At 61.2% G+C, this 16,467-nt stretch carries 15 protein-coding genes and 1 tRNA gene; 12 read left to right on the top strand and 4 right to left on the bottom strand.

Going from position 1 to position 16,467, the window contains the following annotated elements:
- Positions 1 to 597 carry a protein-L-isoaspartate O-methyltransferase family protein gene (locus ABVV53_RS15730; RefSeq protein ID WP_353985386.1) on the bottom strand — a complete coding sequence of 199 codons (597 nt, stop codon included), beginning with the start codon at positions 595 to 597 and terminating at the stop codon, positions 1 to 3.
- A 176-nt stretch (positions 598 to 773) separates the two neighbouring features.
- On the opposite strand from ABVV53_RS15730, the gene ABVV53_RS15725 reads away from it, so the two are divergent.
- From ABVV53_RS15725 to ABVV53_RS15715, 3 genes are read left to right on the top strand one after another with little or no spacing between them, the layout of a single operon-like run.
- Entirely contained in the window at positions 774 to 2,294 is a 1,521-nt protein-coding gene (locus tag ABVV53_RS15725) for a fumarate hydratase (protein WP_353985477.1), read from the top strand.
- 14 nt (positions 2,295 to 2,308) lie between these two features.
- On the top strand, positions 2,309 to 3,670 hold the full coding sequence (locus tag ABVV53_RS15720) for a sensor histidine kinase (RefSeq protein WP_353985385.1): 1,362 nt from the start codon (positions 2,309 to 2,311) through the stop codon (positions 3,668 to 3,670).
- Entirely contained in the window at positions 3,663 to 4,394 is a 732-nt protein-coding gene (locus ABVV53_RS15715) for a LytR/AlgR family response regulator transcription factor (protein ID WP_353985384.1), read from the top strand. The genes ABVV53_RS15720 and ABVV53_RS15715 overlap by 8 nt, the downstream gene beginning before the upstream one ends.
- Positions 4,395 to 4,490: 96 nt before the next feature.
- Here the strand turns inward: ABVV53_RS15715 and ABVV53_RS15710 are convergent, their stop codons facing one another.
- Positions 4,491 to 4,781: a UrcA family protein gene (locus tag ABVV53_RS15710; RefSeq protein ID WP_353985383.1), complete on the bottom strand. Its 291-nt coding sequence runs from the start codon at positions 4,779 to 4,781 to the stop codon at positions 4,491 to 4,493.
- A gap of 175 nt (positions 4,782 to 4,956) precedes the next feature.
- Between ABVV53_RS15710 and ABVV53_RS15705 the strand changes: the two genes are divergently transcribed.
- The 3 genes from ABVV53_RS15705 to ABVV53_RS15695 are packed head-to-tail and all read left to right on the top strand — an operon-like array spanning position 4,957 to position 7,078.
- Positions 4,957 to 5,316, top strand: a complete 360-nt coding sequence (locus ABVV53_RS15705; RefSeq protein ID WP_353985382.1) for a hypothetical protein — start codon at positions 4,957 to 4,959, stop codon at positions 5,314 to 5,316.
- Between the two features lie 36 nt (positions 5,317 to 5,352).
- Positions 5,353 to 6,207 (top strand): diacylglycerol kinase family protein, encoded by an 855-nt coding sequence (locus ABVV53_RS15700; protein ID WP_353985381.1) that lies wholly within the window; start codon positions 5,353 to 5,355, stop codon positions 6,205 to 6,207.
- Entirely contained in the window at positions 6,197 to 7,078 is an 882-nt protein-coding gene (locus tag ABVV53_RS15695; protein WP_353985380.1) for a metallophosphoesterase family protein, read from the top strand. Before ABVV53_RS15700 ends, ABVV53_RS15695 begins: the two co-directional genes overlap by 11 nt.
- Before the next feature lie 134 nt (positions 7,079 to 7,212).
- On the opposite strand, the gene ABVV53_RS15690 is transcribed toward ABVV53_RS15695, so the two are convergent.
- The gene (locus tag ABVV53_RS15690; RefSeq protein ID WP_353985379.1) at positions 7,213 to 8,589 is read right to left on the bottom strand and encodes a DEAD/DEAH box helicase; all 1,377 of its coding nucleotides are present in this window, start codon (positions 8,587 to 8,589) and stop codon (positions 7,213 to 7,215) included.
- A gap of 253 nt (positions 8,590 to 8,842) precedes the next feature.
- The gene (locus tag ABVV53_RS15685) at positions 8,843 to 10,198 is read right to left on the bottom strand and encodes a malonyl-CoA decarboxylase domain-containing protein (protein WP_353985378.1); all 1,356 of its coding nucleotides are present in this window, start codon (positions 10,196 to 10,198) and stop codon (positions 8,843 to 8,845) included.
- Positions 10,199 to 10,399: 201 nt separating this feature from the next.
- Here ABVV53_RS15685 and ABVV53_RS15680 point away from each other — a divergent pair.
- From ABVV53_RS15680 to ABVV53_RS15655, 6 genes are all read left to right on the top strand, one after another.
- A tRNA-Gly gene (locus tag ABVV53_RS15680) sits at positions 10,400 to 10,473 on the top strand.
- Positions 10,474 to 10,731: 258 nt separating this feature from the next.
- The gene (locus tag ABVV53_RS15675) at positions 10,732 to 10,878 is read left to right on the top strand and encodes a hypothetical protein (RefSeq protein WP_353985377.1); all 147 of its coding nucleotides are present in this window, start codon (positions 10,732 to 10,734) and stop codon (positions 10,876 to 10,878) included.
- A gap of 311 nt (positions 10,879 to 11,189) precedes the next feature.
- Positions 11,190 to 11,489, top strand: a complete 300-nt coding sequence (locus ABVV53_RS15670; RefSeq protein WP_353985376.1) for a hypothetical protein — start codon at positions 11,190 to 11,192, stop codon at positions 11,487 to 11,489.
- Between the two features lie 175 nt (positions 11,490 to 11,664).
- Positions 11,665 to 13,029, top strand: coding sequence for a TolC family protein (locus ABVV53_RS15665; RefSeq protein ID WP_353985375.1), 1,365 nt, complete (start codon positions 11,665 to 11,667; stop codon positions 13,027 to 13,029).
- Position 13,030: 1 nt separating this feature from the next.
- Positions 13,031 to 15,139 carry an ATP-binding cassette domain-containing protein gene (locus ABVV53_RS15660; RefSeq protein WP_353985374.1) on the top strand — a complete coding sequence of 703 codons (2,109 nt, stop codon included), beginning with the start codon at positions 13,031 to 13,033 and terminating at the stop codon, positions 15,137 to 15,139.
- Complete coding sequence (locus ABVV53_RS15655) at positions 15,136 to 16,308, top strand: beta-barrel domain-containing protein (protein ID WP_353985373.1); 1,173 nt, start codon at positions 15,136 to 15,138, stop codon at positions 16,306 to 16,308. The genes ABVV53_RS15660 and ABVV53_RS15655 overlap by 4 nt, the downstream gene beginning before the upstream one ends.
- The last annotated feature ends 159 nt before the right edge of the window (positions 16,309 to 16,467 follow it).

Here is a 16,467-nt window from a genome sequence, read left to right as displayed (position 1 = left end):
TCAGAAACTCCAGCGCTTGGGTGCGGCAAACTCCGGCAGGACGGGAATGCCCATCTCAGAAAGAGGCAGCAACGCGATCTTCCCCGCCACCTTGCGGCCGACGGCGAGGCGCGTCACACCGCGCAGCACCTGGCCAGTGGCAACGCGCCCGTTTTCACTGAGGCGGTCCGCCAATGCGTCGGGCAGCACTTCGATGGCTCCGTCGATGACGAGGAGGGTGTACCCACCTTCACCCGAGGCACCGGCCCCGGATGGGTCGATCACCTCAAGCGAGCCCACGAGGGGGCGGAGCAGTGCAGCGAGATAGCCAGAGCCATCACCTACCAGCAGCGCCTTGTCATCAAGGGAGGGGCGTGACTCTGCCAGAAGACGGCCCTGAACCAGTGGCGCGGCCAACATGCGCCCGTTGCCGAGCGGGATGGCGCGATCGATGTAAGCTGCAGCGCGCATCGTCTCTGGCACGTAATCCTCGCGCGGAGTCGAGAGCATTGCGTCTAGTACCCACGACTCGTTCACGCCGCTCGGGCGCAGCTGACTGTCGATCATGGCCCGGCGCGCCGCCAGCATGGTGTCCTGGCGTTCCTCGGTAACCGTCATCTGCTCGCTAATTCCCTCAACGCCCGTGCCATGTGGGCAACACCCTGTCTGGCGCCTTCTAAGTCAAGCCGATCAGGAGGCCAAGTGCTTTGACGGAAAGGGCGCCGCGCGACTATGGAACAGCCCAAGACCGTATCAGGAGTGCAACGCCCGTGCCCGAATCCGTGCCCGCTTCGATGGCTAACATGGTGGCCATCCGTGAAGAAGACCTTATCGAGAGCATCGCCGATGCGCTCCAATACATCAGCTACTTCCACCCCATGGATTACATCCGTGCGCTTGGCGCTGCCTACGAGCGTGAGGAAAACCCTGCCGCCAAGGATGCAATGGCGCAGGTTCTGGCCAACTCAAAAATGTGCGCCCAAGGCCACAGGCCAATTTGCCAAGATACTGGTATTGTCAACGTCTTCCTGAAGTGGGGCCAGAACTGCCGGCTCGATTCGGACAAGTCGCTTCAGGAAGTTGTCGATGAAGGGGTGCGCCGCGCCTACAACCATGCGGAAAACAAGCTGCGCGCCTCGATCGTCGCCGACCCGGCTTTCACCCGTCGCAACACCAAGGACAATACGCCGTGCACGATGGCGGTGGAGATGGTGCCGGGCAGCACTGTCCACGTCGATGTGGCGGCCAAGGGCGGCGGCAGCGAGAACAAGACCAAGTTCAAGATGATGAATCCCAGCGACTCGATTGTCGATTGGGTGCTTGAAATGATCCCTCAGATGGGCGCGGGCTGGTGTCCGCCGGGTCAGATCGGCATCGGCATCGGCGGCACTGCCGAGAAGGCCGTGCTGCTCGCCAAGCAGTCACTCATGGATGAGATCGACATCCATGAAGTGAAGGCACGCGGCCCCCAGAACGACATCGAGGCACTGCGGATCGAGCTTTACGACAAGGTTAACGCACTCGGAATCGGCGCGCAGGGCTTGGGTGGGCTCACCACCGTGCTGGACGTCAAGATCCAGGATTGGCCGTGCCACGCGGCAGGCAAGCCCGTCGCGATGATCCCCAACTGCTCGGCGACGCGCCACGCGCACTTCGTCCTTGACGGCTCGGGCCCGAGTTTTCTGGAGACGCCGAACCTCGACGAGTGGCCGGACGTGTCGTGGGCACCGGACGCGCAAGCCAAGCGCGTCAACCTCGACACGCTCACGCACGAGGAAGTGCAGAGCTGGAAGCATGGCGATCGCCTGTTGCTCAATGGCAAGATGCTGACCGGGCGTGACGCGGCACACAAGCGCATCCAGGACATGCTTGCCCGCGGTGAGGAACTGCCGGTCGATTTCCGCGGCCGCGCGATCTACTATGTCGGCCCGGTCGATCCAGTCATGGGCGAAGTTGTCGGCCCGGCGGGTCCGACGACGGCCACGCGCATGGACAAGTTCACCGACATGATGCTCGACCTTGGCTTGCTGGCCATGATCGGAAAGGCCGAGCGCGGGCAGGGGGCAACCCAAGTCATCGCCAAGCACAAAGTGGCATATCTTATGGCGGTGGGCGGCGCGGCTTACCTTGTCGCGCGCGCCATCCGAGAGTCCAAGGTGCTGGCGTTTGAGGACCTCGGCATGGAGGCAATCTACGAGTTCAGCGTGCAGGATATGCCGGTAACGGTTGCTGTCGATTCGGAAGGTAACAACGTCCACCAGCTAGCACCGCTGGTCTGGAAGGAGCGAATCGCCCGCGAGACCGAAACCGCCTGAGCGCTCACTGCGAAATGGGTGAGGAGGTGCACGGCTCGACGAAGCGCAGAGTCGAGCCGACCAACACGCTGGCGTCCGGCACCAGCATCGAGCTATCCCGGTCGGTCATGACCGACCTCACCCATCCGCGAGTGCCGGCACGTCTGGTGCTCGCTTCTCTAGGTGCTCTGTGGGCTTGCTACTTTCTCGTAGCAACCCTGCGCGGCATTTTCCTTGGCCTCGACTTTGTATGGCCCATCGTCTCGCGGCGGCTGACTATCTGCATCATTTCGATGCTGGTGATGGCCGCCTTGTGGCCTCTGCTGCAGCTGTTCGACCGTAAGTCTTTCACGACCAGGCTGGTTGTCGTCGTGATAGGCGCATTGCCCGTCAGTCTTGCACTTAGCCTGATCAATGAAGCCATTTTTGCAGACATCCAGGTCCTCATCGACCGGCAGGAATCTGGTATGAACGTCCGCTCATCGCAGGACGGCGCCGGCAACATTCTGCTCGACCTGCCCCCCCCGGCTCCGCCGCTGCGTCCGCCTTTACCACCAGCTCCTGGTGACAGCGCTTTGCCCGCTCCGCCTCCGGTGGTCACGCTGGATACTGACGAGAAGACCATCGCCATCTCCGCAGGCAAGGAGCGCAGCGTCCATGAGCGATGGGGGATGATCGCGGATACCGCGTTCGGCAGATACTTCCTCGTGCTTGCCTGGGCGGCGTTCTACTTTGCGCTGGCTAAGGCTGAGGAAGCTAGGGCGGCCGAACGGCGGGAGGGTGAATATCGACGTGCAGCAGAAGCGGCGGAACTGCGCTCATTGCGTTACCAGATCAACCCGCACTTCCTGTTTAACACGCTCAACTCGCTGTCAGCCTTGGTCATGACTGGGCGTCATGATGACGCAGAGACGATGATCCAGACACTCTCGACATTCTATCGCCACACGTTGTCGGGCGACCCCACGAACGATCTCTCGCTGATGGACGAGATAGAACTGCAGAAGCTCTACCTCGCTATCGAGGCCGTTCGTTTTCCTGAGCGATTGAACACGCGAATCCTGGTTGACGAAGATGTTGCGGACGCCATGGTGCCCGGCATGATCCTGCAGCCGCTTGTCGAAAATTCGGTTAAGTATGCCGTAGCGGCCACGCAGGCTAAGGTGACCATCACGATCGCAGCCGCGCGTGACGGAAACAAGCTGGTCCTTTCGGTCAGCGATGATGGACCGGGCACGCGGCAGGCGGGAACCCCCGGGTGCGGCATCGGCCTGAACAACGTACGCCATCGCCTGAGCGCGCGCTTCGGCAGGGCAGGACGGGTGGAGTTCGGAAAGCAGCCCGGCGGGGGATTCCGCACTGTCGTGACCATGCCGCTGGAGCATGGCGATGGCTGATTCGCTGCGCACCCTTATCGTAGACGATGAGCCGCTTGCGGTTGAACGCTTGCAAGTGATCTGTGCGCGGCTGGAGGGTGTCTCCGTTGTCGGGACGGCTGGAGACGGGCAAGCAGGGCTGCGACTGATCGAGGCACTGTCGCCGGATCTCGTGCTTCTCGACATGACGATGCCCGTGACAGATGGACTCGCGGTTGCGCGCCAGCTCGTGAAGCAGGCCCAGCCTCCAGCCGTCATCTTCGTTACCGCGCATGATGAATTCGCGGTCGAGGCATTCGACCTCGAGGCGGTGGACTACGTCCTCAAGCCAGTCTCACCCGACCGCTTGCAGCGCGCCATCAATCGCGTTGCTGCTCGCCGCCACTCCGCCGAACGTCCCGCGCAGGAGAGCCAGTGGCTCAGCGAGTTCTGGGTGCCACATCGGTCCGAGCTCGTGCGCATCGCCGCGACCGATGTGGAGCGCATTGACGCAGAGCGCGACTATGTCCGTCTGCATGTTGGGGCACAAAGCTTCCTTCTGCTCCAAACGATCACCAGTCTTGAGGAGCGGCTCGACCCCGAGCAGTTCATCCGCATTCACCGCAGCTGTATCCTGCGGCGTGATCGGATCGCGGGATTGCGGCACGAGGGCTTGGGAGTCTGGTCTGTCGAAATGCTGGACGGCGCTGCGCTGCGCATTGGCCGGACGTATCTCGCCAACGTCAAAAAAATGGCGGGTCGCTAAAGACCCGCCAGGTTCTTTCCGGATTTTCTGTTCTGGGGACATCGTGTGAGCGGGCGGTGGGCCAGTTGTTTCGCCAGAGCGATCGGCCTGCCGACTTCAACCACCCAGGCGAACTTGGTCGAGCACCGAAGCCATCTGGTTCTCTCCAGCGGCGCGGGCTTGACGGTAGCATCTTACCGAGTGACCGTCGGGCAGGCGGCCGTTGCTGGGATATTCGCATGCCTTGCGGGCAGCCCGGTCAATCCGGCGCGCGAAGGTTTTCTGGTCTTTTGCATCGTTAAGGTCGAGGTCACCGTAGTGAACCAGAACGTCTTTCGCCATTACGGGCGCAGCAGTGACGACTGTGGCGAGAGCGGCGGCGGCGGCAAACAGAGCGGTCTTCATCATCGTACTTCCTCCATGAGTGAGCCGACTGATGAGTGCTGAGCGGCTCGATGACCCTCTTTTGCCCCGCTACCGCTTATCCCGCATCTCGCGCTCGACCGCGGCGTGGCCAGCGTCGACAAGCCGCAACTGGCGCCGATGAGCGGCTGTTCGAGATCGACAAACGTCATGGCGTCCGGTGATCGAGACGTCTGCCGGGAAAGCGGCGCCAGTCGGAGACGATTCCAGCAGCGCTGGCTTCGGGTGGCTCGACGTACTAGAATGCCTGCTGATGGCCCTCGTGATCGTATTCATTCTTGGGATCGCCAACTTCGCAGCCCACCGCGCTGTTTTGGAAAGTGGGCATCCCCTCATTGATGCCATTCCGCGTGCGTTCCAGAGTCTGGGTGGCCGTGGAAGCCTTGTGGTCGAGTTTGCGATGTTGCTGGGAGCCTTATGGATGGTTTCGGTCGGATCGACCGGCTGGGCCATCGCGTACCTTTGCTACACCGCACTCAACGGACTTGCCGCCTGGCTGATACTCTCCGGACGTGCGTAACGGGAACCGATGCTGCTCCGCTAGGTTTCCAGCGGCATGAACCAAGCACGCAAGGTCTGGCTCGTTTTCAACGAAGCCAGCGGCAGCAATAACGAGGCTGCCTTAGCGGAGCTGCGCGAAGCGTTCAGGGAAGCCGGTCTGGAGGTTGTGCACGAGACCTGCTTTCCGGGCACGAACTCCCCGACACGGGGCGAACTCGAGGCCGCGAACGCTGACACGATTGCTGTCTTCGCGGGCGACGGCACGATCAGTTCGGTTGTAAGCAGAGTAGGGGGCTGGAGCGGGGCAGTGCTGCCGCTTCCCGGCGGGACCATGAACATGCTTTCCCGGCGCCTCCACGGTGATGCTTGCGGAACCGAGGTGATCGCGCGATTTCGACACGGTATCGTGAACCGGGGGCGCCCTACTGTTCTGCTCTCTCGCCATGCAGTCGGGCTAACCGGCGCTCTCGCTGGGCCCGGCACCGTCTGGAACGACGTGCGTGAGGCGATGCGAGAGATGAACTTGATGGAGTTCGTCACCTCCGCAACCGAGGCGATCGCCTGGTCCGCGAACGGACCCAGAGTGATATGCCTGGATAGCGACAGGGGCAGGGACGAGGGCTACGCCGCGATAACGCTGACGCCTCAGGACAACGGTATCGAGGGAAGTGGTTACTACGCCGCCACCATTGGCGATTTTGCACGTCATGGCGTCGCTCTCTTGCAACACGACTTTCGTAATGGCCCACATGATTTCCTCGGCAGCCACTCACGAATGCGGCTCGTTTGCCCCAATGGCGAGCCTATGGGTCTGCTTATCGACGGCGAACCCTTCGACGGCGGTGCCGAGGAAGAGTTTCGCCTTGGCACCAGTGAGATCGACTTCTGGGTAACGGCCGATGCACGGTAAGGTAGGTGATATGCGGTCCGGTCCCATCAAGCTGTTCCACGTCAGCGATATTCACTTCGGATTAGAAGATCGGGAAGCCCTGGCATGGGTCGAAGACTGCATCGCTTCGGAGCGGCCTGATGCCGTGGCAGTGACGGGTGATCTGACAATGCGAGCCCGCCATCGGGAGTTTACCGCAGCGTGCGGCTGGATAAGTTCGCTCGACGTTCCCGTCACCGTCGAGATCGGCAATCATGATATGCCGTACTTCAATCCGGTCGAACGCTTCCTCAATCCTTACAAGCGCTTCCGCGGTATCGAAGCCGTACTGGAGCGCGAGCTAGACTTGGGGAATCTGGCTATCGTGCCGCTGAAGACCACGGCGCGTGCACAATGGCGGACCAACTGGTCCAAAGGCTGGATCACGCGACCGGCTCTGCAGAAAACGCTCTCGATGATCGATGCGCTGCCCGAAGGCACGCGCGTTCTGGTGACCGCCCATCACCCGCTTGTCGAGGTGAACGCGCATGGCAACGTGCTCACCAAACGTGGATCAGAGGCGCTTCGTGAACTCGCCAAGCGCAAGGTGCTCGGCGTGCTGACCGGTCACGTCCATGACCCCTTTGATCTGCTAGAGCAGACGCCAGAGGGTCCGGTGCGGATGATCGGGGCAGGGACACTGTCGAAGCGGGTGCGTTCAACGCCGCCCAGCTTCAACCAGATCATCATCGACGGAGACCGTGTGTCCGTCGAAGCCCGTAATCTGCAGCGCGTCCCCACGCCTGACATGCAGATAGACGACGTGCCGGAAAATGCCCTGCCGCCTCGCAGGCCCGGAGAGCCTGTTTCGCCAGTAGCAACGGTCCCTGCTGAAGATCCGCCCGTGCATTGAACCCTGAGCATCGACCATGGATGTCCACCGTCAGGCCCTTTTGTTCGACGCGTAAGTTTCACGACTCCGCATCTGCCGAAAACACGCCTGGTTCAGGCGGGTTTTCGGGCAAGATAGAGCAAAAGCGACGCTATTTAGCTAGCGCGGCGCACGCTGTCCTTGTGAGCTCCAACGCTCTTGGGACCACGCGGGCGGAACTTGCGCTGCTGCGGCTGAGCTTCGCCCTCAGAGCGCTCCGTACGAGGACGGTCCCGACGGGGACGGTCGCTGCGGGCACCATCGCGGCGGTTACCGCCATGGGACCGCTCGGCCTGCTCTGCAGCGGGCGACTTGCGAGCGGGGGCGGGAAGGCGAGCCGCCTGCCGCTGGAAATCCTCCGGCAGAGGTAACGGCGTGCACTTCACGCGAGTGAGCTTCTCGATGTCGCGCAGGTAGGCCTTTTCGTCGGGCGCGACGTAGCTCACCGCGATGCCGTCCGCGCCGTTGCGGGCCGTACGGCCGATGCGGTGGACATACTGCTCGGCCACGTTCGGCAGCTCGAAGTTGAACACGTGGCTGACGCCTGAAACGTCGATGCCGCGTGCCGCGATGTCGGTCGCCACCAGCACACGAATTGTACCTTGGCGGAAGCCGCCGAGCGCTGCGGTGCGCTGGGCCTGGCTCTTGTTACCGTGGATCGCGGCGGCAGGAATGCCGGCCGTCGCCAGGTGGCGCACGACGCGGTCAGCACCATGCTTGGTGCGGCTGAAGACGAGCGCGCGGTCGATCGACTCGTCGGCCAGTCCTGCCTGCAGGCTCAGGGTCAGCAGCGCTTGCTTCTCGGTCTGGTTCACGAACGTTGTGAACTGCTGCACGCGCTCTGCCGTGGTGGACTGCGGCGCGACCTCAACCTTGACGGGATTGTTGATGAACTGGCGGCCGAGATCGGCAATCGCCTGGGGCATCGTTGCGGAGAAGAACAGGCTCTGACGATCCTTGGGCAGCATTGCCGCCACACGCTTGAGCGCGTGGATAAAGCCCAGGTCCATCATCTGGTCTGCTTCATCTAGCACGAAGATCTCGACGTGGCGCAGTGTGAGCGCACGCTGGTCGATGAGATCCAGCAGACGCCCGGGTGTGGCTACCAGCACATCGGTACCACGCTCCAGGGCGCGAGCTTGCTTGCCCACGGGCACACCGCCAAACACGCACTGGACATTGAGCGAGAGGTACTTGGCATAGCCGCGCATGTTCTCAGCGATCTGAGCTGCCAACTCACGCGTCGGGCTGAGCACCAGCATCCGGCAACCAGCATTGCTGCGCGGCTTGGGATCGGCGGCGAGGCGGTGAAGCGAAGGCAGCGAGAATGCTGCGGTCTTGCCCGTGCCAGTCTGGGCGATGCCCAGCAGGTCACGGCCTTCCATCAGGGCAGGAATAGCCTGACGCTGAATCGGCGTGGCGTCGGAATAGCCTTTTGTTTCAAGCGCGCGGAGAATCGGCTCGGCAAGGCCAAGTTCGGAAAAATAGGACATCAATGTCTCTCGAATAGCAGCAAGGCGCGGCCATTCGCCACGCATCGCAAGGGTTCGTTCAATGCGACCCTGCGTGAGAAGGAAGCTGGTTCAAAAGCAATCGCTCGTCCGGGCCGGTCTTCGGCTCTGCGCCGGGACCTCACGCTGCTCACGGATTGCGGCGGACAGAGCCCGCGCGCCGATTGCTGCGCCGCTCATAAGCCACGTTGCGGCGAAGCGCAAGAAAATTACGGGAAGGGTCTGGACAGTGGGATCAGGCAGCCACCGGGTCAGCGGCGGACTTCTTCTTTTTTCCGCCGCTTTTGCCTTTGGCCTCCTTGGGTTCCGCTCCATCCACCAGTGCCTGGACTGCCTTGGAAGTGGCGACGGTGCCCAACTCGGTCAGCGCAAAGTGATTCGCTTCGATCTCGCTCAGATCGTACACGTAGTTCACCATGACGCCGTGCGCCTGCCGTTGTCCATTTTCAGACAAGTCTGCATTGGAGTGGATTGCCTCCAGCCGTGCTCCATTGCCAAGGTGGAACCGAGCCACCGGGTCCAGGGGCTGACCGCCTCTTCCCTTTGCGGTGACAAGGTACTTGGCGGCGAGCACGCGCAGCTCCTTGGCGCCAGGCACCCTCTCGCCTACACCTTGCTCCTTGGCGAGCCACTTGGCGAAGCCAGGTACCGGCGACAGCGTCGCGAAGGTGTGCAACTGCGGGAGCTCGCGCTGCAGCAGGCCGACGACTCGCTTGATCAGGTAATTCCCGAAAGGAATGCCCTTGAGGCCAGTCCGGCAGTTGTTGATCGAGTAGAAAATCGCGCAGGAAGCATCGCGCGGCTCGACTACCTCGCGCTCTTCGGCAATGATCTGGTGAATCGCGCCGGGTAGCTGATTGGTGAGTGCCACTTCGACGAAGATCAGCGGGTCGTCCATCATCTGCGGATGGAAAAAGCCGTAGCAGCGACGGTCGATCGGCTCGACGCGGCGGCGAAGATCCTCCCAGCCGTGAATCTCGTGCACCGCCTCGTATTGAATGATGCGCTCCAGCAATGCCGCCGGCGAGTCCCAAGCAATCCGGCGCAGTTCAAGGAAGCCTGCGTTGAACCAGTTGCCAAAGGCGTCCTCAAGGTCGCGGTCAAAAGCGGACAGGCTCGAACCCTTTGGGGCCGCGAGAAGATCCTCGCGCATGTTGATCAGCCGCTCGGTGCCCTGCGGCGCCATGTTGAGCACGCGGATCAGCTTCTGGCTGGGCGACTCGGTCGCCTCGTGCAGCGCCCGGGCGGCGTTCTCGTCGTGCTTCTCGTTCCACTTTGCGATCGCCTTTTCGATCGCGGCAGCGTCTGCCGGATGTGCGTCATGAATCTTGCTGAGGAACTCCTGGCGGGCCTCCGTGTCGCTTCCCTCGTAAAGATCGAAGAAGGCGGACGCGAGAGCAGGGCCTGAGGCGCGTCCGCGCAGCGAAAGCAGAGCGTCGGCAAGGTCGAGCAGACTTTCGCTGCTGGCCGGGCGTGGCGCAATGCCGACACCGCGCAACAACTTGCCCAAGCCCGAACTCATCAGCAAGTCCAGTGCGTTGCGGCGGCGCGCAGGTGCCTCTGCCTGTGCGCGTGTGCGAGCCGTGTTCATCTAGCGAGACACCTTTTTGTGAAGGAGCGACTGCTGCAAATCGCCCCGAGTCGATTAAGCGTATCATGCTGGTTCCGACAGCCCCATGACAAGAGCCCGGGCAACGGCTTCGCCCCGGCGAAGTGAAGGACAGCAAAATGCTTGGTTGACGGCTCCCCGGTGGTCGTGGCAATCGCACCGAACGCAAGTGCCTACCGGAGCGCGGGTATAGCTTAGTGGTAAAGCTCCAGCCTTCCAAGCTGGCTATGCGGGTTCGATTCCCGCTACCCGCTCCACTTTTCGCTTGGCGCTGCAGAAAACCGCCGGTTGGACCGATAGTTGCTAGTAGCTGTCCCACCTCAGGACACCTCGTTTTTAACTCCGCCAGTGTGGGCGTGCGACAGCTACTGCTGGCAAACGGCTGATACCGGCGAGTTTTTCGGGTTGGAAGAGATGGCATTCCCCGGCCTGGCTAGTCGCGCCTTGAGAATGCTTTGCGCATTGCGCCCGTACCGGCATGGAAATAGCGAGGGCGAAGTCTAGGCTGCTCTGGAGTGCGACGCCTCTACCGCAGAGGCTTGTGCGGGCAGCGGTCTGATCGCATGGCCGGCGACACGATTCGCGCCGGAGTAGACTTCGCCATCCTCGACGCGGGTCTCCTGGCGCTGGCAGTGACTAACGCGAACGCGCGGCGCGGGTGAGGCATGATCGCGCGCTTGCCCTGCTGGCCGCGGCCTGTTTGTGCCTATCAATGCCAAGGCACCAGCACGATGATCTACCAAACCTTTTTTCTGGTCCAAGGTCGAGTACTTCGCCTAACCGGCTGCATCATCCTGCTCCTCTCGTTCACAGTCGCGCAATACTCAAACAGTGTAATCCTCAGGAGGACGGCGGCGATCCGAGAGCGGACTTACGGTACGGATTTTGGGTCCGCCGCCTGCAATTTGCGAGTGACATTTGCATATAATATATATACAGATCGCCTCATCCGACAAAGGGGTGGCAGTCAGAAATGAAAGGCAGTGAAGACCTGTTGACGATCGACGTCGGCGATTCCCGCTGGAAAGAGCTCATCGATTTCGACGCCAAGCTTTTTAAGACAAAGAATATTCGTCTTCTAACGCCCGAAGCGAGGGTGCTATTTCAGCTAATGATGTCAGGACCACTTCGTGTGAATGAGGCGATGCAGGTCGCGGCAACCTCTTACAAGGGCTTCTACGCTGTTATGGATCGTCTAAAGCAGGCAGGTCTGGTCAACATTTCAACGGATGACAAGGATCATCGTGCTCGTAACTTGAGTATTGAGCGATAATCGCTCCTCTCTGACCGCCAATCTGCAACATACTTAGGACTGAACTTTGGGCTCACACCGCAGAGATTGTGCTCGCTTGTCTCAAGTGGCCGGTTGGGGTGCGATGATCGCGATAACTCCCATCTGGCTGGCAGCGTCATCCGCGCCTGCGCACGCGGATCCACTGAATGGGGCCGTGGCGCCACAAGCAGGCGTGGCTGTCGTTTCGAGCGGCGATGAAAGCGATGCCGTTCCGGTTGTTCGGCCTTTGGCGCCGGTGCCGAGCGAGGATGTGCTGGACGCTCCCCTTTATGGCCCTCCCGCGCCGAAGGTGCAGAAGGGTCATCTGCCTGCCATCAGCTGGGAAGAAGCGCCCCCGCAGGTCCCGCAAGCCCTTGACGAAGCCGTCAATATCGTGACGCGCAACTACCCGTCGGCACTGTCCGCGCGTGCGGCGCTGGGTGCTGCAGCTGCCGATGTCAGGGCTGCTAAGTGGCGGCGTTTTCCCAGCGTGTCGGGCAATCTGTCGTATTTGGATGCAGGCAGCACGCCTGACCCGCAGTTCATCGCTGAGCTGCCGATCTGGTCGGGTGGGCGCCTTGGAGCTGATATTCGTCGGGCGAAGGCTCAAGAGGAAGTGTCGTCTTTCGGGTATGTCGGGACAGTGCAAACGCTGGCTCTAACGACAGCGCAGGCCTACTTCGATGTCGTTCGGCTTGCTCAGCGCGAGCAGTTGCTCGCGGAAAGTTTGAAGGAACACCAGCGGCTGGTCGGGACCATGGAGCGGCGCGTCGAGCAGGAGGTCAGCCCGCTCGCGGACTTGAACCTTGCCCGCTCCCGCGCAGCGCAGATCGAGCAGGAGTATACTATCAATCGAGCGCAGCGCCGGTCCACCCTGCGCATCCTGGCGGAGTTGATCGCGGATCCGGACTACGACCTGGGCGGAATTCCTCCGTACGATATCGTGGACTTTCGCAATCGCGAGGCACTGGAAGAGCAGGCGGTTGCATTTGATCCTGAGCTGCGCAGGCTCAGGGCGATTGTCGCGGTCGCGGAGGCCGAACTGGACAGCAGCAAGGCTTCCATATTGCCGCAGTTAAACGCTCAGTATTCCTACGACAACGTGTTCGGCAACAGGATGGGTCTGGTCTTGCGGCAGCAGACGAGTGGCGGTTTGAGCCAGTTCTCTGAGGTGGAAAGATCGCGTCTGAGAATACAGGCAGCGCTTGAGGATATCCGCGTGAGCGAACAGCGGTTACGGCGCGAGGTCGCCAATGATCTTATCGAATACGACGCTGCGAGAGCGCGAGCTCAGATATCTTCCGGCGCGTCAGAGACGGCTGCTCGGGTCAGCGAAAGCTATATGCGCCAGTTTATAACAGGGCGGCGCTCGTGGCTGGACGTGATGAATGCGCTACGCGAGGCAGTCAATGCACAGATGGGCAAGGTCGATGCCGAAGCCACGGCCATGTCTGCCGCAGTACGGCTGGTGCTTCGCAGCGGGCGTTGGCATCCGATATTTGACAGTGCCGCTGGTACAACGGCTGTTAGGGGGAATTAACGTGTCGAACCCGATCGTCGCAGCCATTGCGACACTTGCCCGAATGCGTCGCGTGGATTTGCGGCCAGATTGGGCTGACCGCGCGCGCGAAATCGATGGCAGCGATGAGGCATCGCTCGACGTCGTTTGTCAAACGCTAGGCTGGGCGCCTGCATCCCGCTATGAAGAGGCTCCCCGGGCTCACGAGTTTCCGTTGCTCGTCCACCACCCGGATCACGGGTGGGCGGTCGCCGAGAGAGTGGAGAACGATAACCGTCTCAGCATCGTCAAGGAGGGTATTAGTACCACTTGGCAGGACGCTGATATGGCGCACCTTTACGATCTGGTGATACCGCTACCTGCCGGGCGTCAGACTTTCGACAAGGCTTTTGACGTATTCAAATCGGCGGTTTTCCGCCGAAAGCGCGCGATCTTTTTCGCGATCCTCGCTACCTTCGTCGTGAACTTCATTGCACTGATTACCAGCATCTATTCGATGCAGGTCTATGATCGAGTGGTGCCGCGCGGGGCGTTCTCGACTCTCTGGGTTCTGACCATCGGCGCGATCGTCGCAATCCTTTTCGATTTCATCCTTCGTGTCACGCGAGCGAACATGCTCGAAGATGACGCGGTGAAGATCGACACGGAAGTTTCGGAGTTCTTCTTCTCACGGGCTGCCGAAGTGCGTTTGGATGCGCGGCCGCAGGCGATCGGCACGACGGCTGCCCAGCTCCGCGGACTGGAGCAAATCCGCACGATGCTTTCGTCTAGCGCGCTCTTCGCGCTGGCGGACCTACCCTTCGCTCTGCTGTTTATTTTTGTTATCGCCAAGCTTGGCGGAATAATTGCACTTGTCATGGCGATCTCCTTTCCGCTCGCGATCGTGATCGCGCTGATTTTTGCACGCCTGATTCGCGAGAATACCGGCAAGGCCCAGGTCAGCAGCAACCGCAAGAACGGATTGCTCGTAGAGTCTCTCGACGCGGCCGAGACCGTGAAGGCCAATCGCGGGCAGTGGTTCCTGCTCTCACGTTGGAACCATCTACTGGAAGAGTTGCACGCTTCCGAGCTCCCGGTGAAGCGGCTTCAAGCCATGGCCGGGACCATATTCGGCACGATTCAACAGGTGTCTTACATATGCTTGATCGCTTGGGGCGCGGTCGAGGTCTTCGAAAACCGCATTTCCATGGGCGCACTCATCGCCTGCTCGATTTTGGCGGGAAGAGTGAACGGTCCGTTGCTGGGCCAGCTTCCTCAGCTCCTCGTGCAATGGACGTACTCGAAGATTTCGCTCCGGATGCTGGACGGTATCCTCGAACTTCCCGTTGATCGGCCCGCAGACGTTGATCAATTGCGACCAAGTCGCCTTTCGGCTTCTCTCCAGCTGGTCAACGTCGCTTTCGCGTACCCTGGCCAGCGTAGCGGCATCACCATACCGCGTTTGGAAGTGGCTGCGGGTGAACGAATTGGGGTGATTGGCGGTATCGGCTCTGGCAAGTCCACGCTGCTGAAGCTCATGGCGGGGCTCTACGCCCCGGCTCAAGGGCAAATTCTCATGGATCGGCTCGACATGGGGCAGATCGCCGAGGACTTGCTGCGCGCCCACATCGGTTACCTGCCGCAGGACTACCGCTTGGTGAACGGCAGTCTGCGCGACAACCTGACTCTTGGGCTTTCCGATCCAGGGGACGACGCTATCATGGAGGCGGCGCACGGCACCGGGCTCATTAACCTGATAACGGCTCACCCGCGTGGTCTGGACTTGCCGATCAGTGAAGGCGGAAGAGGCCTGTCGGGCGGGCAGCGCGTTCTTACCGGGCTCACGCGGCTCCTTCTGGCGAAACCAAAGCTGATCTTGCTGGATGAACCGACGGCCAATCTCGACGTCGATACAGAGGCGCTTGTCCTGCGCCGCCTGCAGGCCAGCCTGGAGCCCGACACGACGCTTGTCCTCGTCACGCACAAGCTGCAACTCGTGAATCAAGTCAGCCGCGTCATCGTCATGGCGAATGGCCAGCCGGTCCTGGACGGACCAACCGCGGACGTTCTCAAGCGGCTGAAGGCCGTGCCTACCCCCGCGCCGAAAAAACCACCTCAGGTCGCTGACGCATCACAGGGAGCCGTCGCGTGAAAATCTCCCCCGGTTTCCGCAACCGCTGGCTCAATTCGTCGTCGCTGATCATCCTTGGAATCATATCCTTCATGGTCTTGGCCGTGTCCTGGTCTTTTTGGGCTGAGCTGGACCAAGTCAGCCGCGCGCCCGGTCAGATCATCCCGACCGGTCGCGTCCAGATCATTCAGAGCGCGGACGGCGGCCAGATCGCGAACATCCTTGTTCGCGAAGGTGAACACGTGAAGAAGGATCAGCTTCTGGTCCAGCTGGACGAGACGAAGATCAATGCCGCCGTCGGAGAGGCGCGCGGCAAGGTCGCATCTTTGATGTCGAGCATGGCCCGCATCAACGCCGAGTTGTTCGAGCGGCCTCTCGTCTTCCCCGCGGAAGTCCAAGAGTTTCCGGATTTCGTTGCGAACCAGACGCTGCTTTATCAGAAAAGGCGTCAGGCCCTGCAGGATCAGTTGACCTCACTTCGTGCGATGCTTGCTTTGATGAAGCAGGAGCTGGAAATGAACATGCCCCTGCTTGAGCACGGCGACGTCAGTCGGGCCGATGTGCTGCGTCTTCAGCGGGGCGTGTCCGACATCCAGTCGCAGATTGTGAACGTACGCAACAAGTACACGCAGGATCTCCAGGCCGAGTACACCAAGACAGAGGAGGACCTCGTCACGGCGCGCGAAGTGCTCAACCAGCGCCGCGATGCGATGGAGAACGCCCGAATCACTGCCCCTGTCGATGGCATCGTGAAGAATGTGCGCCTCACCACCCTTGGCGGCGTGCTCCGGCCTGGCGACGAGGTGGTATCCATCGTTCCCACCGGCGATAAACTGATCCTCGAGACAAAAATGCCACCCAGTGACATCGCCTATGTGCGCGTCGGCCAGCCCGCCACCGTGAAGTTCGATGCGTATGACTCGTCCATCTATGGCTCCGCATTGGGCAGGGTGACGTACGTCAGCCCCGATACGATCGCCGAGCAGACGCCGGAGGGAGAAGTCCGCTTCTATCGCGTGCACATCACCGCCGATCCCACTCGCATGAAGCCGCATCTGCAGGGCGAGAAGATCGCGATTCAGCCGGGCATGACCGCCACCGCCGAGATCCAGACCGGCCGTAACACCGTATGGCGTTACCTGACGAAACCCATCAACAAGACCATGAGCGAGGCACTGACGGAGCGCTGATGAGGAGGCGAGAGGCGGTCGCTGTCCGCAGCAAATGGGCCGCCTCTAGAGGAACTTGCTGGTGTCGCGCCGAAGAGAGAGCGCCGCAGAAAAATGTATGGAGCGGCTAATTAGCGCTTTCCTAAACCCCCGGCCCGTTGCTAAGCGAGCACACGAGGG

The sequence above is a fragment of the Novosphingobium kalidii genome (genome assembly GCF_040534015.1).
In the GTDB taxonomy this organism is placed as follows: Bacteria; Pseudomonadota; Alphaproteobacteria; order Sphingomonadales; family Sphingomonadaceae; genus Novosphingobium; species Novosphingobium kalidii.
The sequence above is the reverse complement of the archived record's forward strand: the minus strand, read 5'-3'. Positions and strand labels throughout refer to the sequence as shown.

Bases quoted from the DNA above. Each gene is read 5' to 3' on its own strand.
- ABVV53_RS15730 (WP_353985386.1), bottom strand. From the start codon at position 597: ATGACGGTTACCGAGGAACGCCAGGACACCATGCTGGCGGCGCGCCGG.
- ABVV53_RS15725 (WP_353985477.1), top strand. From the start codon at position 774: ATGGCTAACATGGTGGCCATCCGTGAAGAAGACCTTATCGAGAGCATC.
- ABVV53_RS15720 (WP_353985385.1), top strand. From the start codon at position 2,309: ATGGGTGAGGAGGTGCACGGCTCGACGAAGCGCAGAGTCGAGCCGACC.
- ABVV53_RS15715 (WP_353985384.1), top strand. From the start codon at position 3,663: ATGGCTGATTCGCTGCGCACCCTTATCGTAGACGATGAGCCGCTTGCG.
- ABVV53_RS15710 (WP_353985383.1), bottom strand. From the start codon at position 4,781: ATGATGAAGACCGCTCTGTTTGCCGCCGCCGCCGCTCTCGCCACAGTC.
- ABVV53_RS15700 (WP_353985381.1), top strand. From the start codon at position 5,353: ATGAACCAAGCACGCAAGGTCTGGCTCGTTTTCAACGAAGCCAGCGGC.
- ABVV53_RS15695 (WP_353985380.1), top strand. From the start codon at position 6,197: ATGCACGGTAAGGTAGGTGATATGCGGTCCGGTCCCATCAAGCTGTTC.
- ABVV53_RS15690 (WP_353985379.1), bottom strand. From the start codon at position 8,589: ATGTCCTATTTTTCCGAACTTGGCCTTGCCGAGCCGATTCTCCGCGCG.
- ABVV53_RS15685 (WP_353985378.1), bottom strand. From the start codon at position 10,198: ATGAACACGGCTCGCACACGCGCACAGGCAGAGGCACCTGCGCGCCGC.
- ABVV53_RS15670 (WP_353985376.1), top strand. From the start codon at position 11,190: ATGAAAGGCAGTGAAGACCTGTTGACGATCGACGTCGGCGATTCCCGC.